Here is an 18,501-nt window from a genome sequence, read left to right as displayed (position 1 = left end):
GCGGCTCACGGGATGGGCCGCTTTTTTCACCCTCTTCCCCTTTTCTCTTCAGCCAGATTTTTCGGATACACAGTCATGAGCGACAGCAAGAAGATTGCAGTACTGGGCGCAGGCCCTGCCGGTTTGATGGCCGCCTGGCGTCTTTGCCAAGCCGGTTTTGCGGTCACCCTGTTCGAGCAGGAGCCCGTGGTGGGCGGCATGTGCGCCACCCAGACCTTTGCCGGCAAGGATGGCGACTATCGCTTCGATTACGGCGGTCACCGCTTCATCACCAAGAACCCCGAGCTGCTCGCCTTTATCGACGAGCTGATGGGGGACGATCTGCTCCACGCCGATCGCAAGAGCGTGATCCGCTTTGGCGGGCGCACCTATGACTACCCCTTGAACCTCACCAATCTGATCAAGACAGCCCCCCTGCCGCTGATGGCTGGCGCGGTGAAAGACTTGCTGCTGTTGCCCTTTGCCAAAAAGCCGGACGACTTTGACAAGGCGAGCTTTGCCGAGTGGATCCAGAGCCACTTCGGCCGCACCCTCTATCGCCAGTTCTTCGAGGGCTACACCGGCAAGCTGTGGGGCATCAACCCGGACCGGCTCTCCGCCGACTGGGCCGGTCAGCGTATCAGCCTCATCGATCTCAAAGACGTGGCGCGCCGCCTGCTGCCAAGGCGCAAGGGCAACCTATCGGTGCGTACCTATGCCCGCAAGTATCGCTATCCAAAATATGGTTTCGGCCAGATCTTCGCCACCCTGGGTGAGCGGCTGGTGACTGAGGGCGTCGAGCTCAAAACCGGCGCCACCATCACTCGCCTTGAGCAGGCTGATGGCCGCATTGAACGGGTTTATTGGTCACAAGATAACGTGGAGCAGAGCGAGCAATTTGATCAGGTGATCTCCACCCTGCCGCTGCCGCTCACCTGTCAGCATCTGGGCTTGGCGTGCGATCTGCACTACCGATCCTTGCGCTTCGTCAACATGCCGCTCAATCAGGAGAACCTGTCGGACAACACCTGGCAGTACCTCTCGGACCCCCATATCCTGGCCACCCGCTTGCAGGAGCCGCGCCGGCGCAGCCCCTTTATGGCGCCGGTGGGGAAAACATCCGTGATGCTGGAGATCCCCTGCAATCCGGGGGACGAGACCTGGCAGGCGCCGCTGGCCGAGCTGCGCGGCCGGGTCACCGCCGATCTCGCCAGCCTCGGTGTCGATACACAGAAGCTGGGGGACGAAACCTTCGAGGCGCGCAGCGAGTACGCCTATCCGCTGATGGATCTCGGCTATCAGGCCCGCCGCAATGCCGCCATCCAGGCGCTGATGCCGATTAGCAATCTCATCATGACCGGCCGCCAGGGGACATTCCGCTACATCTTCACCGACACCGCTATGGAGATGGGCATGATGGCCGCCGACATGGTGATCGACGGGGTGGACAGACGCCACGCCATCTTCAATCATCGCAACGAAAATACCGTGATTGAAACCCAGAGCGTGGCGTGAGCACGATGACAGGTGTTCAACAGGCAGACAGACGCCGCAACACCTTCAATCATCGCAACGAAAACACAGTGATCGAGACCCAGAGCGTGGCGTGAGGATGGTGACAGGTGTTCAACAGGTAAACCGACGCCGCAACACCTTCAACCATCGCAACGACAATACCGGAATCGAGACCCAGCGCGTGGCCTGAGGGCCGTGCCGTAAGCACAACAAGGAGAACAGGATGACCATACGCCCGGGTTTACTCGCCCTCGCCCTGCTGACGGGCCCGCTGCTGACCGGCATGGGACAGGCCCAGGCTTACTCCTACGCCGCCGCCGGCAAGGAGCCGCTGATCGATGCACGCGAGGCACTGCTGGGCGCCGCCACTGACGGCAAGGATGCCAGCGCCACCTTGAGCGACATCGCCGAGGAGCTGAGCTATCTGGAAGAGCACCACAAGGTCGAGCTGCAAGCGCCGCTGGCTGCCGCCATCAAGGCCAAAGATGCCGCAGCTACCGCCGCCCTGCTCAACCGCGCCTACAAGGCCGAGATCGAGCGTCGCCTCGAGGGGGCCAGCCAGAACCTCGGCGACTACCAGACCGCCAAGGTGCTGGTGGTCAAGAGCAAGCGCTTCCTGGATTTGATCCTCCCCTCTCTCAGTGAAGGGGATCGCAAGGCCGCCGAGCAGGCGCTGGCCAGGGTGCTCGATGCCATCGGCAACCCTGGCGTCTTCGGGGTGGGTGCCAAGCCTGCCGATGCCACCGCCTTCGCCGACGCCGAAAAAGCCCTGATGGCCGTGCTGGCTCCGCTCTGATGACCCTCTGCCCATCATTGCGCCATCTCGCTGTGACAAACCGTGGGTTTCGCTTCGCTCTACCCACCCTACGCACAGCCTGCCGATAAATGCACCCGGACGCCGATTTGCCCCCTTCTCCCCCGGCGGGAGAAGGGTTGGGGATGAGGGGGAAGGCAAGGTCTCGGCGTTGGACTTCCACTGGCTCCCCCCCCCTCTGGCTGCTTGCGCTGCTGCAATTGGCCTGGCTTGGCTGGTTGTTTGCCTTTCCGGTGGCGCTCGATTCCGACGATGCCCTGAACTTTGCCCACGGGGTAACGCGCTTCAGCGTGCTGGAGTTCTCCCCCCACTTTCCTGGCTACCCCGCCTTTATCTGGCTGGCGCGGCTTATCAATCTTTTGGTAGACGAACCGGCCCGCGCGGTGCAGTGGGCAAGCTTGATGGGCACAGGGCTGCTGGCACCACTGGCTGCGCAGCTTGCGGTCAGGTTGTGGCAGCGGCCGAGCCTGCTGACGCCAGTCTGGCTGCTGATATTGGCCCTGCCGCTGACGCCGACCCTGGCGCTCTCCGGCCTCTCGGACGGACCTGCGCTGGCGGCATGGCTCGGGGCTCTCTTGGCTTTGCAGCATCGCAAGATAACGCTGGCCGGCCTGCTGGTAGGGCTGCTGCTGGCCCTGCGCCCCTCCTATTTCGTGCTGGCATTGCTGCCGCTTTGGCTCGGGATGCAACACAAGGGGGAACGACTCAGATTTATACTCCCCATTGCGCTGGTAGGATTTTCCAGCCTGCTGTTTGTCTGGCAGGCCGATGGCCTGGCCTATTTCAGCGAAGGGCGGCGCTTTACCGACGGCCACTTTACCCTCTGGGGCAACACGGCGGCGGCCCATGGCGACCGGCTTTTGAGCTGGGCCCGCACCTTCAATGATCAACTGACCCCGCTTTGGCCCTTGGCAATCGGACTGTTGCTGATACCGCTCTGGCCTGCGGTTCGGTGCAAGGCCGTACCTGCCAAGCAGGTCTGGTATCTCGGCTGGCTGGTCCTGCTGCTCTGGACCCTGTTTGGCCAGAACCCGGACAATCCTCGCCATCTGGCGCCCCTCATCCTGCTAGGCCTTGTGCTGCTGGCGGGCATGCTGCCGCACCGGGGCGAGCTGCCGGCCGTGCTGGGGGCCCTGGCGCTGCTGATGACCACACTCACCCCGCCCCAGCCGCCCGCCATGGTCAAGGCGGCCAGACTGGCCGAGCGGGTGTGCCCGGCGCTGGTGACCCAGTGGGGGGTGAGGCTGCTGCGAGAGACCACGGCCCTGCCCGTCACCGACGGCTGGTACCAGGGGGATGCCCGCCTCGCACTGGCGCAAGGGGCTTGCCGCCTCAGCCGACGGCCCATCCTGGCTGGCGATCTGCCCGCACCAAACCGGCAGATCTGGTTTGCCCCCCGCTTTCACGCCGAACCGGGCCTCTGGCTCGGGATACAAGAGCCTGTCTCCCCCTAGCCGGCCGCTGGCTCGAGCTACAGGTACCCGTCGCCCCCTAGTCAGCCACTCGATCCACTTGCCTGCCAGGCGGCCAGCGTCGACTACACTCACTTCGCATCCGTGACAAGTGAGTCTGTTTATGAAGAAGCCTGGCGAATGGTATCTCATCCCTCTGACGCTGGTGCTGGCCTGCGGGGTCTTGCTGCTGCCGCTCTGGCTGCGGGGGGGCAGCCAGGGGCATGATCTGTTTCATCATCTGCTTTCCGGCCACTATTTTGCGCTGCAACTGTGGCAGGGGGAACTCTACCCGCGCTGGCTGATGGCCATGAACGGCGGCTTTGGCAGCCCCACCTTCTTCTTTTATCCCCCCTTGCCCTACTACGTCAGCGCTCTGTTCGCCGGCCCCCAGCCGCTCGCCCATCAGGCCATCTACCCCCTGCTATGGAGCGCCAGCCTGGCGCTGCTGCTCTCCGGTCTCTTCGCCTACCTCTGGCTGCGCCGCTTTAGCGCCCCCGGTCGCGCCCTGGCCGCCAGCCTGCTCTACCTCGCCCTGCCTTATCATCTGGCCCTGGATCTCTATGCCCGCTTCGCCCTGGCGGAATTCTGGGCCTTCGTCTGGGCCCCGCTGGTGCTGCTGGGGCAGGATCTCGCCGGCCAGCGCCGGCGAGGCGGCTTCCCCCTGCTGGCACTGGCGCTGGCCTTGCTGGCATTCACCCACCTGCCCAGCCTGCTGTTGATGCTGGCGCTGATCACGCTGCGGGCACTGCTGCAAACCTGGCGCTCACGCACATCGTTTCCGCTTCGGATCACCCTGGCCGCGCAAGTGCTGGGGCTGGCCATGGCCGCAGCCCTGCTGCTACCCGCCCTGCTGGATCAGGGGGCCATCTCCATGGAGCTGATGCGTGGCGGCATGTTCGACTTCAGGCGCAACTTTCTCGACCGCTTGCCCTCGGGCTGGGGCGACTGGCGTTTTCGCGGCCATCTGGCCTGGCAAAGCCTGCTGACCATGGGGTTGCTGCTGCTCGCCTGGGCAGCGGCCCGTGAGCCACGCCACCCCGAGTTCCTGTGCTGGGGGGTGTTGGGAGTCGGTGCCTTCCTGATGATGTTGCCCCTCAGCCAACCAATCTGGCACCTGCTGCCACCGCTGCAGCGGCTGCAATTTCCCTGGCGGTGCAATCTGATCCTCACCCTGGCCACGGTGGCAGTGGTCGCGCTGGGAACCCCGGTCAAGCGGCCATGGCAAGGGATCTGGTGGTGCCTGCTGCTGATCACCCTGATCTCCAGCCTCGCCTATGTCTATTACGCCCCCCTCACCCAGGCACCGCTCAAGACGGTGATCGATGCCGAGTTCGACAGCAAGCGCAGTGCTCGGGAATACCGCCCCATTCAGGTGCCCAGTGGCCGGTTCACCCCGACTCTGCTCGCCTGGAAGGAGGAGTTTCAACCCCCGGTCACCACTGAGCAGCAAGGCGCCGAGTGGACGCTGGTACGCTGGCAACCCAGATGGCTGGAACTGACGGTGAGGACACAGAGGCCCACCAGGCTCACCTTGCACCAATATGACTACCCGGGCTGGCAGGCCAGACTGGATGACTCGCTGACGCTGGCGGTCAGCGCAAACCGGCAGGGGCTGCTGCAAGTCTGGGTGCCTGCCGGTCAGCACAGGCTCAGCCTGAGGCTGACGGCTCGCTGGCCAGAACGATGGGGAGGCGGAATTTCCCTGCTGGGCTGGCTCTGCTGGCTACTGCTCGCCTATCGAGGCTGTCAGGCGCCGAAACGGCAGTGATCCGGCTGTCCGGACCGCAATTCGCCGCCTGGCATCACAGCCAGAGCGTGACAGGGGACGGCATAGCCCTGCCCAAACCAGCCAAAACTGATAGACTGACTACTTGTTACTTTTTTTCACGCGAACTTGCTCACGATCGGACATCCTATGCCCCAACCCGCAGCCCTCTCTCCCCGTTTTCTGTTTATCCTGCTCGGCGCCCTGGCGGGCCTGACCCCGCTGGCGGTGGACATGTACCTGCCCGCCATTCCGGCCATCGCCCGGGATCTCGCCACCAGCATAGACGGTGCCCAGCTCACCATCAGCGCCTTCCTCGGCGGCTTCGCCATCGGCCAGCTGTTCTACGGGCCGCTCGCCGACAGCTATGGCCGCAAGCCGGTGATCCTGGCGGGGCTGGTGATGTTTGCCATTGCCTCGGTGGGCTGCGCCATGGCGGACTCCCTGCCCGAACTGCTGGCCTGGCGCATGCTGCAGGCGGCGGGCGGTGCGGCCGGCTCCGTGGTGGTCAATGCCCTGCTGCGCGACCTGTTCGAGAAGGATGCGTTTTCGCGGGCCATGTCGTTCGTCATCCTGGTGATGACGCTGGCACCCCTGGTGGCCCCCGTAATAGGCGGTTACATCAGCGCCCACAGCGACTGGCGGGTGATCTTCTGGCTGCTGGTGGGCATCAGCCTGCTCATCTGCGTGGTGATGCAGTGGAAAATTCAGGAGACCCTGAAGCCTGAACACAGGCAGCCGCTCAGGCTGGGGCAGGTGCTGCGCAACTACTGGGGCGTGCTCTCCCATCGTGGCGCCATGGGTTATGTGCTGTGTGGCGCCCTGTCGAGCTCGGGCATGTTCGCCTTTATCAGCGCCTCGCCCTACGTCTACATCGAGTATTTCAAGGTGCCGACCGAGCACTACGGCTGGCTGTTCGGCCTCAACATACTGCTGATGATGGTGGTCACCTTCGTCAACAGCCGGCTGGTGAAAGGAGTGGGCGCCGAGCGCATGTTGCAATACGGTCTGCTGATGCTGCCCTGTGCCGGCGCCTTGCTCATCTACAACGCCTGGAGCCAGACCGGGGGCCTGTGGGGCATCGTCATCCCTGTGGTGCTGTTCGTCGGCCACATCAGCCTGGTGGGGGCCAACGCCATGACGGGCCTGATGGGTCACTTCCCCCAGTCGGCAGGCACGGCCTCGGCCCTGGCCGGTACCTTGCGCTTTGGCATAGGCGCCCTGGTGGGCATTCTGGTCAACCTCAATCCGCCCGAATCGCCGCTGCCCATGGCCATCGCCATCGCTGGCTGCGGCTTTGGTTCGGCCATCAGCTACTGGCTGCTGACCGGCAAGAAATAAACGCCTGACAAAAAACGCCGCCCTCCTTGATCACCAAAGAGGGCGGCGTTTTCATGTCCGTTGTGCAGTCCCCGCAAGCGGCAGGGAGGCGCAGCTGGCGTGCCGGGGAATTACTTCTTGCCGAAACCCGACTGCTTGAGGGTGTAGCCGGCGCTGTTTTGCCAGGCATCCAGGCCGCTGCGGTTGTTGCCCGCCACCAGGCTGGCGGCCAGGCTCGGGCTGTTGAACAGCTGATCGGCGGTGAACACAAACCCTCCTTCACTGCGAGGGGCCAGGATCCCCTTGCCCAGCAGCTCCTGGCGCAGCTCGATCACGGCTTCACGCAGGGAGGCGGCATCCTCGCCATTGGCGGTGGAGCCCGCCAGCACCATGAAGCCGGGATTTTGCCGCTTGCCCACCGGATAACCGTGGGCCTCGGCGCCCTTGCCGTTGAAGTGGTACAGCTCGCGCTCCCCCGGCTTGTTGTCGGAGAGCGCCTTTTGCAGGGTCATCAGCTCGTTATAAATCTCGATGGGGACGACGGCAGCCTGCTTGTTGCCCTTGCTATCGATGATAAAACTGACTTGCTTGTGTAACATCCTTGCTCATCCTGTGACCCATGGAAGCCCCTATTCTAACCACCTCTGGCAAGCGGGATCCAGCGAGGATCCTCACCTCTTTTGCAGGCTTGATCACTAACTTGCCCTCTTGATCCGTCGCGAGGCGTGTTGATCATTCCCGCCCGTGGTAGCCTAGATGGCATGATGAAAGCTATTGACCATCAAGCGGTTATCCCATGCTGACCCTGCGCAACCTCTGCAAGAGCTTCGATAACGGCAGCGAATGTCTGCCGCTGTTCCATCACCTGGATCTCACCCTGGCCGCTGGCGAGATCACCCTGCTGCTGGGGCAGAGCGGCTGTGGCAAGTCGACCCTGCTCAACCTGATCGCCGGCCTCATCCCCCCGGATGAGGGGGAGATCTGGCTGGGACAGACCCGGCTCGACAACCAGTCCCCGGACGATCGGGCCCGCCTGCGCGGTCGGCATTTTGGCATCGTCTATCAGGATTTCAATCTGCTGCCGACCCTGAACGTGGAGGAGAACCTCTGCCTGCCGCTCGCCATCAACGGCCTGCCCCGCCATGAGACAACCCTTGACGCCCTGCTCACCCGGCTCGATCTCGTCCACAAACGCCACGCCTGGCCGGAGCAGCTCTCCGGCGGCCAGCGCCAGCGGGTGGCCCTGGCACGCGCCCTCATTCACCAGCCCAGGTGGCTGCTGGCCGATGAGCCCACCGGCAGTCTCGATGAGCACAACGCCGAGCAGGTGATGGCGCTGATGATGGAGGCGGTGCGCGAAACCGGCGCCGGGCTCTTGCTGGTGAGCCACAACCCCGCCTATGGCGCCCTGGCCGATAGAGTGCTGCGCCTCGAAGGGGGCCAGCTTGTCGAGCTCAAGGGCGCACGCCATGAGTGACGCCAGCCGAGATCGCGAGGCCGCCTCATGCTGCCGTTGAAGGCGCTGCTGCGCCTCTATCGCACCCATCCCTGGCTGCTGCTGATGAGCCTGACCGGGCTCATGCTGGGGGTCTCGCTGGTGGTGGCCATAGAGCTGCTCAACCACAGCGCCAGCACCAACTTCGTCGCCGCCCGCAGCCAGCTGGCGGGGGATGCCAACTACCGGCTGGCCCCGAGCGGCGGTCTGGATGAGCAGCTTTACGTCAAACTGGTGCGCAGCCAGCCGAGCCTCAATGCCATGCCGCAGCTGCACGCCTGGCTCAAAGACGAGCAGGGGCGCAGTTTTCAGCTGCTGGGGATGGATCTGTTCAACCCCGGCCCCCTTCGCCGGCTGTTTGGTGAAGGCCCATCCAGCGAACCCGCCTTTTCGCTCAACCGCGCCGACAGCGTCTGGCTGGCGGCGCCGGAGGCCAAACGGCTCGACTGGCAGCCGGGCCAGTCCCGCACCTTTGTGCTGGGCGGCGAGGGTGATCACCCGCTGACTCTGACCCTGGCGGGCACCTTCGAGCCAGGCGCCGTGCCCATGGAGCGGCTGCTGGTGACCGACATAGGCCTAGCCCAGCCCCTGCTTGGCAAAGAGGGTCGACTCGATCGCATCGTCTTCCAGCTCAGTGACGCCGAGGCCCGCGCCCTGCAAGCTCTGCTGCAAACCTATCGCCCCCATCAGCCGCTCTGGCTAGAGCCCATCAGCCCGGCGCTCGATGCCAGCCAGCTCGGCGATGCCCTGGCGCTCAACCTCACCGCCCTCTCCCTGCTCGCCATGGCGGTGGGACTGTTTCTGGTGTTCAACGCCCAGCGCTTCGTGCAGAGCGTGCGTCGCCCCCAGCTGGCCCAGCTGATCATTCTGGGGCTGCCGCCGAGCCGGCTGCTGCGCTGGCTGGCGCTCGAACTGCTGATCCTCGCCACCCTGGGCACCTTGCTCGGGCTGCTACTCGGCAGCCTGCTGGCCCTGGCGCTCATGGGGCAGCTGACCCAGGCGCTGGCCGATCTGTATGGCCCCAATCCCATCGTTCTGCTGCGCCTCTCCCCTCTGAGCCTGCTCAAGGCGCTGGTGATCGGCCTTGCCGGGACGCTTGCCGCCAACCTGCCCGGCTGGTGGCAACTGCTGCGCCAATCCCCCCTTGAGCTTCGTGAGGGCAACAGCCACCCGCCGCGACATACCTGGCGCCGCCGGGGGCTGGCCAGCGCCATACTGCTGCTGTGCGCGCTTTGCCTCTGGTTGCCACAAACCGGTCTGGATGGCGCCCTGTTTGTGGCCGGTGGCTGGCTGCTGGCCATGGCGCTCTGGCTGCCGGACGCCCTGCGCTGGCTGCTGGGGCGGCTGCGCCGCGCCATGGGGACGCCGGATCGCCACCACCTCCTGACCGCCCGGCTCGGGGTCGCCGAGACCCAATACCATCTGGATCGCACCGCCATCGCCGTGATGGCGCTGCAGCTGGCCATAGCCGCAGCCATCGGCATAGGGGTCATGGTGTCGAGTTTTCGCTCAAGCGTGGAGATCTGGCTGGGCCAGCGTCTGGCCGCCGATCTCTATGTCACGGCCCCCAAGGGGGTGGCAGGCAACAAGGGCGCCCTGAGCGAGGCGACCCTGGCCGCCATTCTGGCCGAACCTGAGGTGGCGCAAGCATCGCGCCGCGTCGTGCACCCCGCCCGCTGGCAGGGCCAGCCCATCGAGTGGGCGCAGATGGACTTTATCCCCGAGCTTAAAGCCGCCTATCCCCTGCTGGCCGGGCGCTGGCCCGAGGGCCCCGACGAGGTACTGGCAAGCGAACCGCTGACGGTACGGCTCGGGGTCAAGGTGGGCCAGACGCTCAGCATCACAAGCGAACAGGGGCCAAGGCGGCTCACCGTCACCGGCGTCTATCAGGATTACGGCAGCGACAAGGGGCAACTCCTGCACGCCTTCGAAGAGGGGGCAGTGCAATCCCTCGCCCTGTTCAGTGCCCATCCTGAGCAGCTGGCCGACCGGCTGCGCGCCCGTTTTGGCGAGGGGGTCAACCTCTTGCCCGCCCCCGCCATCCATGCCGCCGCCCTCAAGGTGTTCGATCAGACCTTTGTGGTGACCGAGTTGCTTAAATTGCTGATTTTGGGCATCGCCTTCGTCGGCATAGGCTCGGCCTTCATGGTGCTGGGGCTGGCCCGGCGCAGTGAGTTGCAGACCTTGCAGAGTCTGGGATTGAGCCCGCGCCACTGCCGCCGCCTGCTGGTGTGGCAAGGTGCGGGCCTCGGGCTGCTCACCGCACTGCTGGCACTACCGGTGGGCTATGGGCTGGCCTGGGTGCTGATCGAGGTGGTCAACCCCCGCGCCTTTGGCTGGCGCCTCGCCTTCGAGGCCGCCCCCTTGCATGCCATAACGGCCCTGCTGCTGGCGCCTGTGTGTGGCGCATTGGCGTCCTGGTTTGCCGCGAGGAAACTGGTATGAAAAAACGCAATGTCTGGCTACTGCTGCTCACCTGCACCCTTTATGGCGGGGCGGCCTGGGCCAATGATCTGGGCGCCATCCTCGGCGGCGGCAGCGATCAGTTCAAAAAAGCCCTGCCGGGCCAACCCATCCGCTTGCCCGCCGATCACAGCGCCCACCCCGACTACAGATCCGAGTGGTGGTATCTCACCGGCAACCTCAAGGATGAACAGGGACGCGAATATGGCCTGCAGTGGACCCTGTTTCGGCAAGGCATAGAGCAAGCGATAACGTCGAACAACCCCTGGCTCACCCCTCAGCTCTGGCTGGCCCAGTTTGCCATCACTGACCTCGGCAAAGGCAGCCACCAACAGGATGAGCGCACCAGCCGCCAGGGACCGGGGCTCGCCGGAGCCAGCGGCGGCGAATATTGGCTGCGGGAATGGGGGCTGACCTCACAGGGGAAGGCACTCTTCCCCGCCACCCTCAAGGTGCATAGCAAGGCGGGGGACCTTGATCTCAAGGTGAGCGCCGCCAAACCTGTGGTGCTGCAGGGCAAGCAGGGTTACAGCGAGAAGAGCCCGGGCAACGCTTCGTTTTACTACTCCTACCCGCGCCTGACGCTCACCGGCACTTTGACCCTCGATGGCGAGGCCCGCACCGTCACGGGCCAAGGCTGGTTCGATCACGAGTGGAGCAGCTCGGTGTTGGCCGACTGGCAGTCAGGTTGGGACTGGTTCTCGCTGCAACTTGCCGATGGCCGCGAGCTGATGCTGTTTCGCCTGCGCACCAAATCGGGCCGCGCCGAGCCCGAAAACCGCTACGGCATCCTGATTGAACAGGACGGCAGCAGCCGGGTGCTCTCCCCTGACGCCATCACACTGACTCCAGGCAAGACCTGGCGCGGCCCCAAGGGGCAGCCCTACCCCGTCGAGTGGCAGCTAAGTGCCGGGGATCTCAACCTAACCATCCAGGCGCGCCAACCCAATCAGGCCATGACAGGCCGCTTTGACTACTGGGAGGGGGCAGTGACGGTATCAGGGGATGCCAAGGGGCTGGGCTATCTGGAGATGACGGGGTATTGAGTCGAGCAGATATTTAGCATTGCGATCGTGCATCAGGTTTTGGGATGACTTTAGCTTCACCATAGCCAATAGCCTGATAACAAAGCTATTTTCAGTCATGGGATAAAGTAGCAGAGATTTCCAATATGCAAAGTGTCAAACTTTGCAGTTGATACTTATATATAAAATGTGGAACATCTATCGGCCATTAGATAAATAGCTAGGTTTTTGCATTTTTAATTTCACCAGATTTTTTGATAGTGATTTAAGGTTTCCATCAGGTCACTGCGAAATAAAATACATAGCATCATAACTAAATTTGAGAGGGTAATAATATGGGAAGTTTAACCATAGTGAATGCCTTGGGTGTTGATGTAGAAATTATCGAAGCAAGTCCGTACCAATTCATGACCCTGACCATCAAGAACGGCCAATCTGCGGTTGCAAACGTAGCGACCAATTTTGAACGATTCATATTGAAAATTAGAGTGCTGGGGAATATATATTATTACGATCTTAATAAAGGACACTGGTATGGTGGCGATGGTGATAACCACTACCCTAACCCAGGCAGCAAGGTAAATATCATTTTGACTGGCGATCGTGGCAGTTATATTGAAACCAGCTACAACTATGCAGCTGATAACACAACAGTCATGTGCAAATACGCATCAGACACCAAGGCATTGGATAAAGTCTAAATCCTTCCCTCAAATCTTTTAAGATTGTGCCAAATAGACCCCCGGTAGGGTCTTGATTAAAAACGTAATGCTGTCAGAATTTTTCGCCCATCACCATCAGGTCGTTTTGCTCGGGGAAGCCCACCACCAGGGTCGCCTTGCGGGTACCCGGCATATCGAACGCGGCAGCGTAGGCCTGCGCCCCATCCCTGGCCTTGGCCAGACCCAGCACCCACTTGTTCTCGAGCGGGCTGAGATCGCTTGACGCCTTGAAGCTGCACTTGCCAAACCCGCTCAGGCTGAGCTTGCTCAGACCATTGTGCTGATCGGCCTTGCCTTTGCCGGTCAGGGTGCAGCCGGCCTTGGGGAATTCGATATCCAGGGTCAGGGTACCGCCATTGTTGGTGCTGCGGATCAGGCCCACCATGGCATCGGCAAGGCCGGCGTCATCTTCCACCAGCCAGCTGTCGCTGGTGATCGCCCGGGTGGTCAGCTTGCTCACGGCAAGCTGACCACTCCAGTCGCGATAGAGGGCTGTGCTCTGATCCGGATCCCGGAACTGGGTGCCGACGCGGGTGAAGTCAAAGGTCCAGCGCTTGACCTCCTTGCCAGCCAGATCGGTTACCGCTTTGTCTTGAAAGCTGATGAGGTTGTGGTCGTTGCTCTGGGCATCGAGCCGCTTGCCCCGCACCGAGGTGCGCTCCAGCAGCACCGGATAGATGCCATCCTTGTTCTCCTTCCGGGCCGCCTGACCGGTCCATTGGGAGCTGGTGACCGGCTTGCCGTCGTTCTCGACCCAGACGCCCCAGCGCTGCTCGCTGTCGCCCTTGGGGTAGACCAGCGCCAACCCGCTCGGCCCCTTGATCATCTTGAACGGCCCCTGATCGCCGTCGCGACTGAGCAGGTTCGCCTCATAGACGCCGGCATCGGGCAGTGGCAGCGGCGCGCGCTTGGCGATGCTGTTGGCCGCCTTCTCGCTGTCGCAGGCGGACAGGGCGGCGGTGCAGGCGATGGCCAGTATGGCTTTGTGGTGCATTCTCATTGACGCTTGTTCCTTGCTATTGCTTTGTTATGTGAGGTGCATTCAATCGCTGCTGAATTTACTGGAGGGAGGGTTCGCCGGTCGACTCAAGATCTGTAACCAGCTGTTACAAGGCATTGATTGATAAAGTGATGATTAGACCCGAATAGCGAGTCCCATTGGATCGCATGACTGTGGGTCATTACTGGCTTATCCAAACTCCCAGCCAGGTCATGATCGGCCGCTCTGACTAGCGGGAGGTGGCCGTTTCCGTCCCGGGAGACGGCAGCAGCGTTGGCTATCTGGAGATGACCAGCTACTAAGCCAGTAGGTTTTATGAACGACCCAATGTTGACAGATATGACATAGGGCTAGCCACTATTGGCATAGCGGCCTTTGCTTTTTATTGCACAGTAGTCACCTGACCTATCGCGCTTACCTTTCTTCCCAGCACTACGATCCTGATTCATGTCAAAAAACTCAATAAAAATATTAATTAGTTTTTGCTTACTAAATAGATCAGGATTTGATAAGATTCCCATATGAGGCTTATCAGTACAATCAGAAGAAGTCCATGTGAGCACATGATTGGATAATGAGGATCACTTCTTAATACCCATAGGCAGAATCACTAGCAGGCCTGCAAATGATTGAATCATGTAATGTTTAAAATATATTTACTATATCCTCAATAAATGTCGACAGCTTGTTCTCCTGTAGGTAAAAACAGTCATTGTAAAATTCCTGACCATTTAAATTAAAGCTAAGTACGATTATAAGGCACTACAAAGAAATTTTTCAATAAAACTCCACTCTATTTTTAATAATTAATTACAACGGGGGAAGTATGAAAAAATCAATATTCTTTATTATGATGGCATGTTCTCTGCCTACACAAGCTGACTGGCATAAAGCATATGAGACGGACAATTCAGGCAATATTATTTATGGTGAGCTATGTATATTAAAAACATATATAGAAAATGGTTATGATGTAAAGGTAATTATTTCTGGAAATGGACCATACAATAACTACTGGAGCTCTTCCATATATCCCTCCGGCATTGCTTTTAAAGATAACTATGTTTATGCCCGAGCTGCCCCTGGTCTTTCTGAAAAATTCAATGAACAAGGATTAATTGACTTTCAAAATACAAATAATGCAGCAGATATGTATAAAGCAGAAAGCATTATAGATAGCTCTGGTCGCATAGTAACACAACGTTATAGTCTTAATGGAGATAGATTAAAAGAAAAAACCACTTTTGTAGCTGCAACAAAATGGTTTGTTGATACATCGTCTCCTTTGCTTTCGAAGAGTGCATGTCAGTAAATTGATATGACAGGAGCGGTTAGGATGTAAAATCAAACTCCAAGCGCATCTATTTTATCAGTAAAGTACATTAATATTTTTACTTAGGTTGATATTTCTGAGGCCTATATTTTTTATTATCCGACACCGGCCTCGACCGGTGTCTTCTTTACGCAAATTTTGAGCCGGATGGAATGATCGACAGAGAAGATTCTACCGGGGTTTTATTTATCTCGCTGCCTGATCGACCAGATAGAGAATGCGGTGATAGAGAACGTAGGATTAGTCCCATTTCACAGGTGTGGCTATTGCCGATCCCCTAGCGGCAATCGGTTGGCGCCTGGATACGCAAGCATCGAGATCCACCGTCATCAGCCATTGTTGCCAATGACATCGAAGAACTGGATAAACGCTGGCCCGGATATATCCCCTGCATTGTTTGAATCGGGATTGGGCGAAGGATTATTTACGGCCGCGGGCCAAAGATTTGAGAAACGCCAGGGTGCGGCGGTTGAACTGCTCAGGCTGCTCCACATTGCAGACATGGCCGCACTGTTCGATCACCGCCAGCGAGGAGCTGGCATCGCGGGCCACCTGCTCGCGCACCGGTGCCAGGAACATATGATCCTCCTCCCCCATCACGTAGAGGGTCGGGATCGGCAGGGCGCGCTCCTTGAAGTAGCGCATCAGGGGGTTGACCTCGGTGGCGAGGCGGAACCAGCGTTTGAACTCCTTCTGGCACAATTTGCGCGCCTCGCGCACGAACAGGTTGCGCGACTCCTGATGGTGCTGGCGCGGCATTATGATGAAGGCGAACAGGCGGTAGAGCCACATGTAGGGCAGGATGTGCTGGCCGAGGCGCCCCAGCTGCACCAATACCCGGGAGCGGATGTCGAGGCGCAGTATGGCGCCGCCCAAGACCATGCTCTTGACCCGCTCCGGGCAGAGCTCCGCCAGATGGCGAATGAGGATGGTGCCGAGCGAGATACCGACGAAGTGGGCGGAGGAAATGCGCAGGTGATCGAGCAGGCGCACTATGTCTTCGGTCACGGCCCGGAAGCTGTAGTGACCCTTGACCACCTGCTGCAACTGGTGGGACTGACCGTGGCCACGCAGGTCCAGCAGCAGCACGTTGAAGTGCTCGCGATAGGCGCGCAGCTGCTTGAACCAGATGGAGGAGCTGCCACCGGCGCCGTGCACGAATACCACCCAATCCCTGTCGGGGCCAAGCTCGAACGTCTTGTGATACAGCATCTTGCGACTCCCTCATCGACGGCATTGGGGTATAGTAGGCGCGCATCTTAGCAGATATTTTCACCTAAAAAATACGTTTGCATGGCAACTGGCGAGGAGCATGACCATGGAGTTGACGAGTTTGAGAGCCTTTCTGCTGACCCTGCCGGGCGCTCAGGAGGACACCCCCTTCGGCCCGGAGATCCTGGTCTATCGCATCGCCGGCAAGATGTTCGCACTGGTGGATTGGCAGGCAGCGCCGCTCACCATCAACCTCAAATGCGAGCCCGATCTCGCCCTGCTGCTGCGGGAGATCCACCCCGAGGTCAAACCCGGCTGGCACATGAACAAGCAGCACTGGAACACGGTTACCCTGAGCGACACCCTGGCCAGCGATCTCTGGCAAGGCTGGGTGCACCACTCCTATGAGCGGGTGGTCGCCGGTCTGCCCAAGGCCAAACGGCCGCAAGCGCCGACACTGTGAGCCATCCCATGCCAGAGCAGCCCGATATAGTCCCGCTGAGCGAACAGCATATCCCCACCCTCATCGCCCTGTTCGAGCAGTCGGTGCGCCAACGCGGCCCCGAGCACTACAGCGAGGCGCAGGTAGAGCAGTGGGCCCTCGGCGCCCATCATCCCGGCTTTGTCAGCCAGTTGCGTGAGCACCACGGCTGGGTGCTGGAGCAAGCCGGCGCCGTGCTCGGCTTCGTCACCCTCAGCGACGATGGTCACCTGAGTCTGCTTTATGTGAGCCCTGACCATCAACGGCAAGGGCTTGGCGGCCTCTTGCTCGCCACCGCCCTCAGCCAGGCCGCTCGGCTCGGCATCGAGACCCTGACAACGGAGGCCAGTGCCTTCAGCTATGGGCTATTTTTACGGTATGGCTTTGAGCTGACCGGATTGGAAAGCGTGGAGCGCGGCGGGGTCGGTTTTATCCGCTATCGTCTGCACTGGCGCTTGCCAAGCTAGGTCCAGCCACTAAAATACGCACAGTTTTTCCGTATTGTTGAGGATTGAGGCCGCCATGGTTGTAGAAAGCGAAGGCTATATCGCCCTGATTGAGTATCTGGTGGAGAGTCTGGGACTGTTTGAAACCCAGCAACAGAGCAGTGGTGAACAGACCATCGAAGATCTGGTGAGCGGCCGGGTGGCCGGCAACCTGATGGCCATCTGCGAACAGAACCCGCAGCTCGATCCCAAGTTGCGCTTCATGATCATGCAAGAAGCCGATGCCGTGGTCGCCGATCTGGAAGAGGTGCTCTCCGCCGTCTGGCTGCGCGCCCCGACCCCGGCCCAGCAAGCCTTCCTCGAAGAGTTCATCGATCTCATCAAGAACCTGTTTGACGGCGCCATCAGCTAGCCCGTCGAGACAGTTTGTCGCCGTGGCGCAGACCCAAGCGCCCGAATATTCCCGCAAACAACACACATGAAAAGGGCCGCCTTCAACGGGCAGCCCTGCTTGCTATCATTTCAACTCATCAAGCTTTTCAATGACTTTTAATGAATATCGAGGCAAGAAATGTGTCTGGTCTTGGCTCCCATCCTTGGAAGCTACCAAGTTAGGCAAGGTCGATCCGGTTTAGTTCCCGGCCATGACACATTTTTTTACGATTTTTTTCATCACGCTGACACTCAGCTTGTTCAGCGGCATGCTGACCGTCAAAAAGAGCCGCAACTGCGGCTCTTTTTCATGTGCAAACAGGGAGTCGCCAAACGCGGCTCTGCCTCTTAGCGATTGAGGCTCGGCGGCAGGCAGACACCTATGCCACCCAGTCCGCAATACCCTTCCGGATTCTTCTCCAGATATTGCTGATGGTAATCCTCGGCGTAATAGAAGGGCGCCAGCGGCAAGATGCGGGTACTGATGGCGCGGCTGTCGCCACTGGCCATCATGGCCTGCTGATAGGCCGCCATGCTCTGCTGGGCGATGACCTGCTGGCTCTCGTCGGCATAGAAGATCACCGAGCGGTACTGGGTGCCGACATCACCGCCCTGGCGCATGCCCTGGGCCGGATCGTGCTGCTCCCAGAACAGCTTGAGCAGATCACCGTAGCCGATCACCTTGGGATCAAACACCACCTGCACCGTCTCGGCATGGCCGGTCAGCCCGCTGCACACCTCCTTGTAGGTCGGATTCTGGGTGACCCCGCCCTGATAGCCGGCGGCGGTGGAGTAAACCCCTGGCTGTTGCCAGAACAGGCGCTCCACGCCCCAGAAACAGCCCATACCAAACCAGGCTACCGCCATCTCTTCAGGCCAGGGACCCTGGGTCGGGTGGCCATTGACCGCATGCTGCTGGCCAATCACCATAGTCTCGCGGCGTCCCGGCAGCGCGTCTGCCGGTGAAATAATCTGTTCCATGAACCCTGTCCTTGTATAAAAACCTGTGCGATCGCACAGCTGACGAAAAGGAGTCTCGAAGATA

The 18,501-nt window shown here is 60.4% G+C and carries 17 protein-coding genes; 13 read left to right on the top strand and 4 right to left on the bottom strand.

Annotated elements, in window-relative coordinates; genetic code table 11:
• Nucleotides 1-75: 75 nt before the first annotated feature.
• The 5 genes from CK910_RS14935 (at nt 76) to CK910_RS14915 (ending at nt 6,868) form a co-directional block, all read left to right on the top strand.
• A complete protein-coding gene (locus CK910_RS14935; RefSeq protein ID WP_098983840.1) occupies nt 76-1,494 on the top strand; it encodes an NAD(P)/FAD-dependent oxidoreductase in 1,419 nt (472 codons plus the stop codon).
• Nucleotides 1,495-1,717: 223 nt separating this feature from the next.
• On the top strand, nt 1,718-2,290 hold the full coding sequence (locus CK910_RS14930) for a hypothetical protein (protein WP_098983839.1): 573 nt from the start codon (nt 1,718-1,720) through the stop codon (nt 2,288-2,290).
• 200 nt (nt 2,291-2,490) lie between these two features.
• Nucleotides 2,491-3,762, top strand: a complete 1,272-nt coding sequence (locus CK910_RS14925) for a hypothetical protein (RefSeq protein ID WP_098985108.1) — start codon at nt 2,491-2,493, stop codon at nt 3,760-3,762.
• A gap of 121 nt (nt 3,763-3,883) precedes the next feature.
• The gene (locus tag CK910_RS14920) at nt 3,884-5,530 is read left to right on the top strand and encodes a 6-pyruvoyl-tetrahydropterin synthase-related protein (RefSeq protein WP_098983838.1); all 1,647 of its coding nucleotides are present in this window, start codon (nt 3,884-3,886) and stop codon (nt 5,528-5,530) included.
• Between the two features lie 147 nt (nt 5,531-5,677).
• Nucleotides 5,678-6,868, top strand: a complete 1,191-nt coding sequence (locus CK910_RS14915) for a Bcr/CflA family multidrug efflux MFS transporter (RefSeq protein WP_043556132.1) — start codon at nt 5,678-5,680, stop codon at nt 6,866-6,868.
• A 110-nt stretch (nt 6,869-6,978) separates the two neighbouring features.
• On the opposite strand, the gene CK910_RS14910 is transcribed toward CK910_RS14915, so the two are convergent.
• Complete coding sequence (locus CK910_RS14910) at nt 6,979-7,446, bottom strand: DUF4357 domain-containing protein (protein ID WP_043141117.1); 468 nt, start codon at nt 7,444-7,446, stop codon at nt 6,979-6,981.
• Nucleotides 7,447-7,643: 197 nt separating this feature from the next.
• On the opposite strand from CK910_RS14910, the gene CK910_RS14905 reads away from it, so the two are divergent.
• From CK910_RS14905 to CK910_RS14890, 4 genes are all read left to right on the top strand, one after another.
• On the top strand, nt 7,644-8,324 hold the full coding sequence (locus CK910_RS14905) for an ABC transporter ATP-binding protein (RefSeq protein WP_098983837.1): 681 nt from the start codon (nt 7,644-7,646) through the stop codon (nt 8,322-8,324).
• A gap of 27 nt (nt 8,325-8,351) precedes the next feature.
• Nucleotides 8,352-10,787, top strand: coding sequence for an ABC transporter permease (locus CK910_RS14900; protein ID WP_098983836.1), 2,436 nt, complete (start codon nt 8,352-8,354; stop codon nt 10,785-10,787).
• Entirely contained in the window at nt 10,784-11,851 is a 1,068-nt protein-coding gene (locus CK910_RS14895) for a lipocalin-like domain-containing protein (RefSeq protein ID WP_098983835.1), read from the top strand. The genes CK910_RS14900 and CK910_RS14895 overlap by 4 nt, the downstream gene beginning before the upstream one ends.
• Before the next feature lie 314 nt (nt 11,852-12,165).
• Nucleotides 12,166-12,531, top strand: coding sequence for a hypothetical protein (locus CK910_RS14890; protein WP_098983834.1), 366 nt, complete (start codon nt 12,166-12,168; stop codon nt 12,529-12,531).
• 73 nt (nt 12,532-12,604) lie between these two features.
• Here the strand turns inward: CK910_RS14890 and CK910_RS14885 are convergent, their stop codons facing one another.
• The gene (locus tag CK910_RS14885; protein WP_098983833.1) at nt 12,605-13,546 is read right to left on the bottom strand and encodes a hypothetical protein; all 942 of its coding nucleotides are present in this window, start codon (nt 13,544-13,546) and stop codon (nt 12,605-12,607) included.
• An 832-nt stretch (nt 13,547-14,378) separates the two neighbouring features.
• On the opposite strand from CK910_RS14885, the gene CK910_RS23805 reads away from it, so the two are divergent.
• Nucleotides 14,379-14,864: a hypothetical protein gene (locus CK910_RS23805; RefSeq protein WP_157774633.1), complete on the top strand. Its 486-nt coding sequence runs from the start codon at nt 14,379-14,381 to the stop codon at nt 14,862-14,864.
• A 441-nt stretch (nt 14,865-15,305) separates the two neighbouring features.
• Here the strand turns inward: CK910_RS23805 and CK910_RS14880 are convergent, their stop codons facing one another.
• On the bottom strand, nt 15,306-16,097 hold the full coding sequence (locus CK910_RS14880; protein WP_005310476.1) for an alpha/beta fold hydrolase: 792 nt from the start codon (nt 16,095-16,097) through the stop codon (nt 15,306-15,308).
• Between the two features lie 106 nt (nt 16,098-16,203).
• Between CK910_RS14880 and CK910_RS14875 the strand changes: the two genes are divergently transcribed.
• The 3 genes from CK910_RS14875 to CK910_RS14865 are packed head-to-tail and all read left to right on the top strand — an operon-like array spanning nt 16,204 to nt 17,436.
• Nucleotides 16,204-16,560, top strand: coding sequence for an MmcQ/YjbR family DNA-binding protein (locus CK910_RS14875; protein ID WP_098983832.1), 357 nt, complete (start codon nt 16,204-16,206; stop codon nt 16,558-16,560).
• Between the two features lie 8 nt (nt 16,561-16,568).
• Nucleotides 16,569-17,045 (top strand): GNAT family N-acetyltransferase, encoded by a 477-nt coding sequence (locus tag CK910_RS14870; protein WP_098983831.1) that lies wholly within the window; start codon nt 16,569-16,571, stop codon nt 17,043-17,045.
• A 55-nt stretch (nt 17,046-17,100) separates the two neighbouring features.
• Nucleotides 17,101-17,436, top strand: a complete 336-nt coding sequence (locus CK910_RS14865) for a DUF3802 family protein (RefSeq protein ID WP_042869761.1) — start codon at nt 17,101-17,103, stop codon at nt 17,434-17,436.
• Between the two features lie 368 nt (nt 17,437-17,804).
• Here the strand turns inward: CK910_RS14865 and msrA are convergent, their stop codons facing one another.
• Nucleotides 17,805-18,437, bottom strand: coding sequence for a peptide-methionine (S)-S-oxide reductase MsrA (gene msrA, locus CK910_RS14860; protein WP_043556141.1), 633 nt, complete (start codon nt 18,435-18,437; stop codon nt 17,805-17,807).
• Nucleotides 18,438-18,501 lie beyond the last annotated feature (64 nt).

The sequence above is a fragment of the Aeromonas sp. CA23 genome (assembly GCF_002587065.1).
Taxonomy (GTDB): Bacteria; Pseudomonadota; Gammaproteobacteria; order Enterobacterales; family Aeromonadaceae; genus Aeromonas; species Aeromonas bestiarum.
Note: the sequence above shows the minus strand (reverse complement) of the source record. Positions and strands in the feature narration are given on the sequence as shown.

What these genes read in the sequence shown, in the direction of transcription:
- CK910_RS14930 (WP_098983839.1), top strand. Translation starts at nt 1,718, where the DNA reads ATGACCATACGCCCGGGTTTACTCGCCCTCGCCCTGCTGACGGGCCCG.
- msrA (WP_043556141.1), bottom strand. Translation starts at nt 18,437, where the DNA reads ATGGAACAGATTATTTCACCGGCAGACGCGCTGCCGGGACGCCGCGAG.
- CK910_RS14890 (WP_098983834.1), top strand. Translation starts at nt 12,166, where the DNA reads ATGGGAAGTTTAACCATAGTGAATGCCTTGGGTGTTGATGTAGAAATT.
- CK910_RS14900 (WP_098983836.1), top strand. Translation starts at nt 8,352, where the DNA reads ATGCTGCCGTTGAAGGCGCTGCTGCGCCTCTATCGCACCCATCCCTGG.
- CK910_RS23805 (WP_157774633.1), top strand. Translation starts at nt 14,379, where the DNA reads ATGAAAAAATCAATATTCTTTATTATGATGGCATGTTCTCTGCCTACA.
- CK910_RS14895 (WP_098983835.1), top strand. Translation starts at nt 10,784, where the DNA reads ATGAAAAAACGCAATGTCTGGCTACTGCTGCTCACCTGCACCCTTTAT.
- CK910_RS14885 (WP_098983833.1), bottom strand. Translation starts at nt 13,546, where the DNA reads ATGCACCACAAAGCCATACTGGCCATCGCCTGCACCGCCGCCCTGTCC.
- CK910_RS14875 (WP_098983832.1), top strand. Translation starts at nt 16,204, where the DNA reads ATGGAGTTGACGAGTTTGAGAGCCTTTCTGCTGACCCTGCCGGGCGCT.
- CK910_RS14935 (WP_098983840.1), top strand. Translation starts at nt 76, where the DNA reads ATGAGCGACAGCAAGAAGATTGCAGTACTGGGCGCAGGCCCTGCCGGT.
- CK910_RS14870 (WP_098983831.1), top strand. Translation starts at nt 16,569, where the DNA reads ATGCCAGAGCAGCCCGATATAGTCCCGCTGAGCGAACAGCATATCCCC.
- CK910_RS14910 (WP_043141117.1), bottom strand. Translation starts at nt 7,446, where the DNA reads ATGTTACACAAGCAAGTCAGTTTTATCATCGATAGCAAGGGCAACAAG.
- CK910_RS14905 (WP_098983837.1), top strand. Translation starts at nt 7,644, where the DNA reads ATGCTGACCCTGCGCAACCTCTGCAAGAGCTTCGATAACGGCAGCGAA.
- CK910_RS14865 (WP_042869761.1), top strand. Translation starts at nt 17,101, where the DNA reads ATGGTTGTAGAAAGCGAAGGCTATATCGCCCTGATTGAGTATCTGGTG.
- CK910_RS14920 (WP_098983838.1), top strand. Translation starts at nt 3,884, where the DNA reads ATGAAGAAGCCTGGCGAATGGTATCTCATCCCTCTGACGCTGGTGCTG.
- CK910_RS14915 (WP_043556132.1), top strand. Translation starts at nt 5,678, where the DNA reads ATGCCCCAACCCGCAGCCCTCTCTCCCCGTTTTCTGTTTATCCTGCTC.
- CK910_RS14880 (WP_005310476.1), bottom strand. Translation starts at nt 16,097, where the DNA reads ATGCTGTATCACAAGACGTTCGAGCTTGGCCCCGACAGGGATTGGGTG.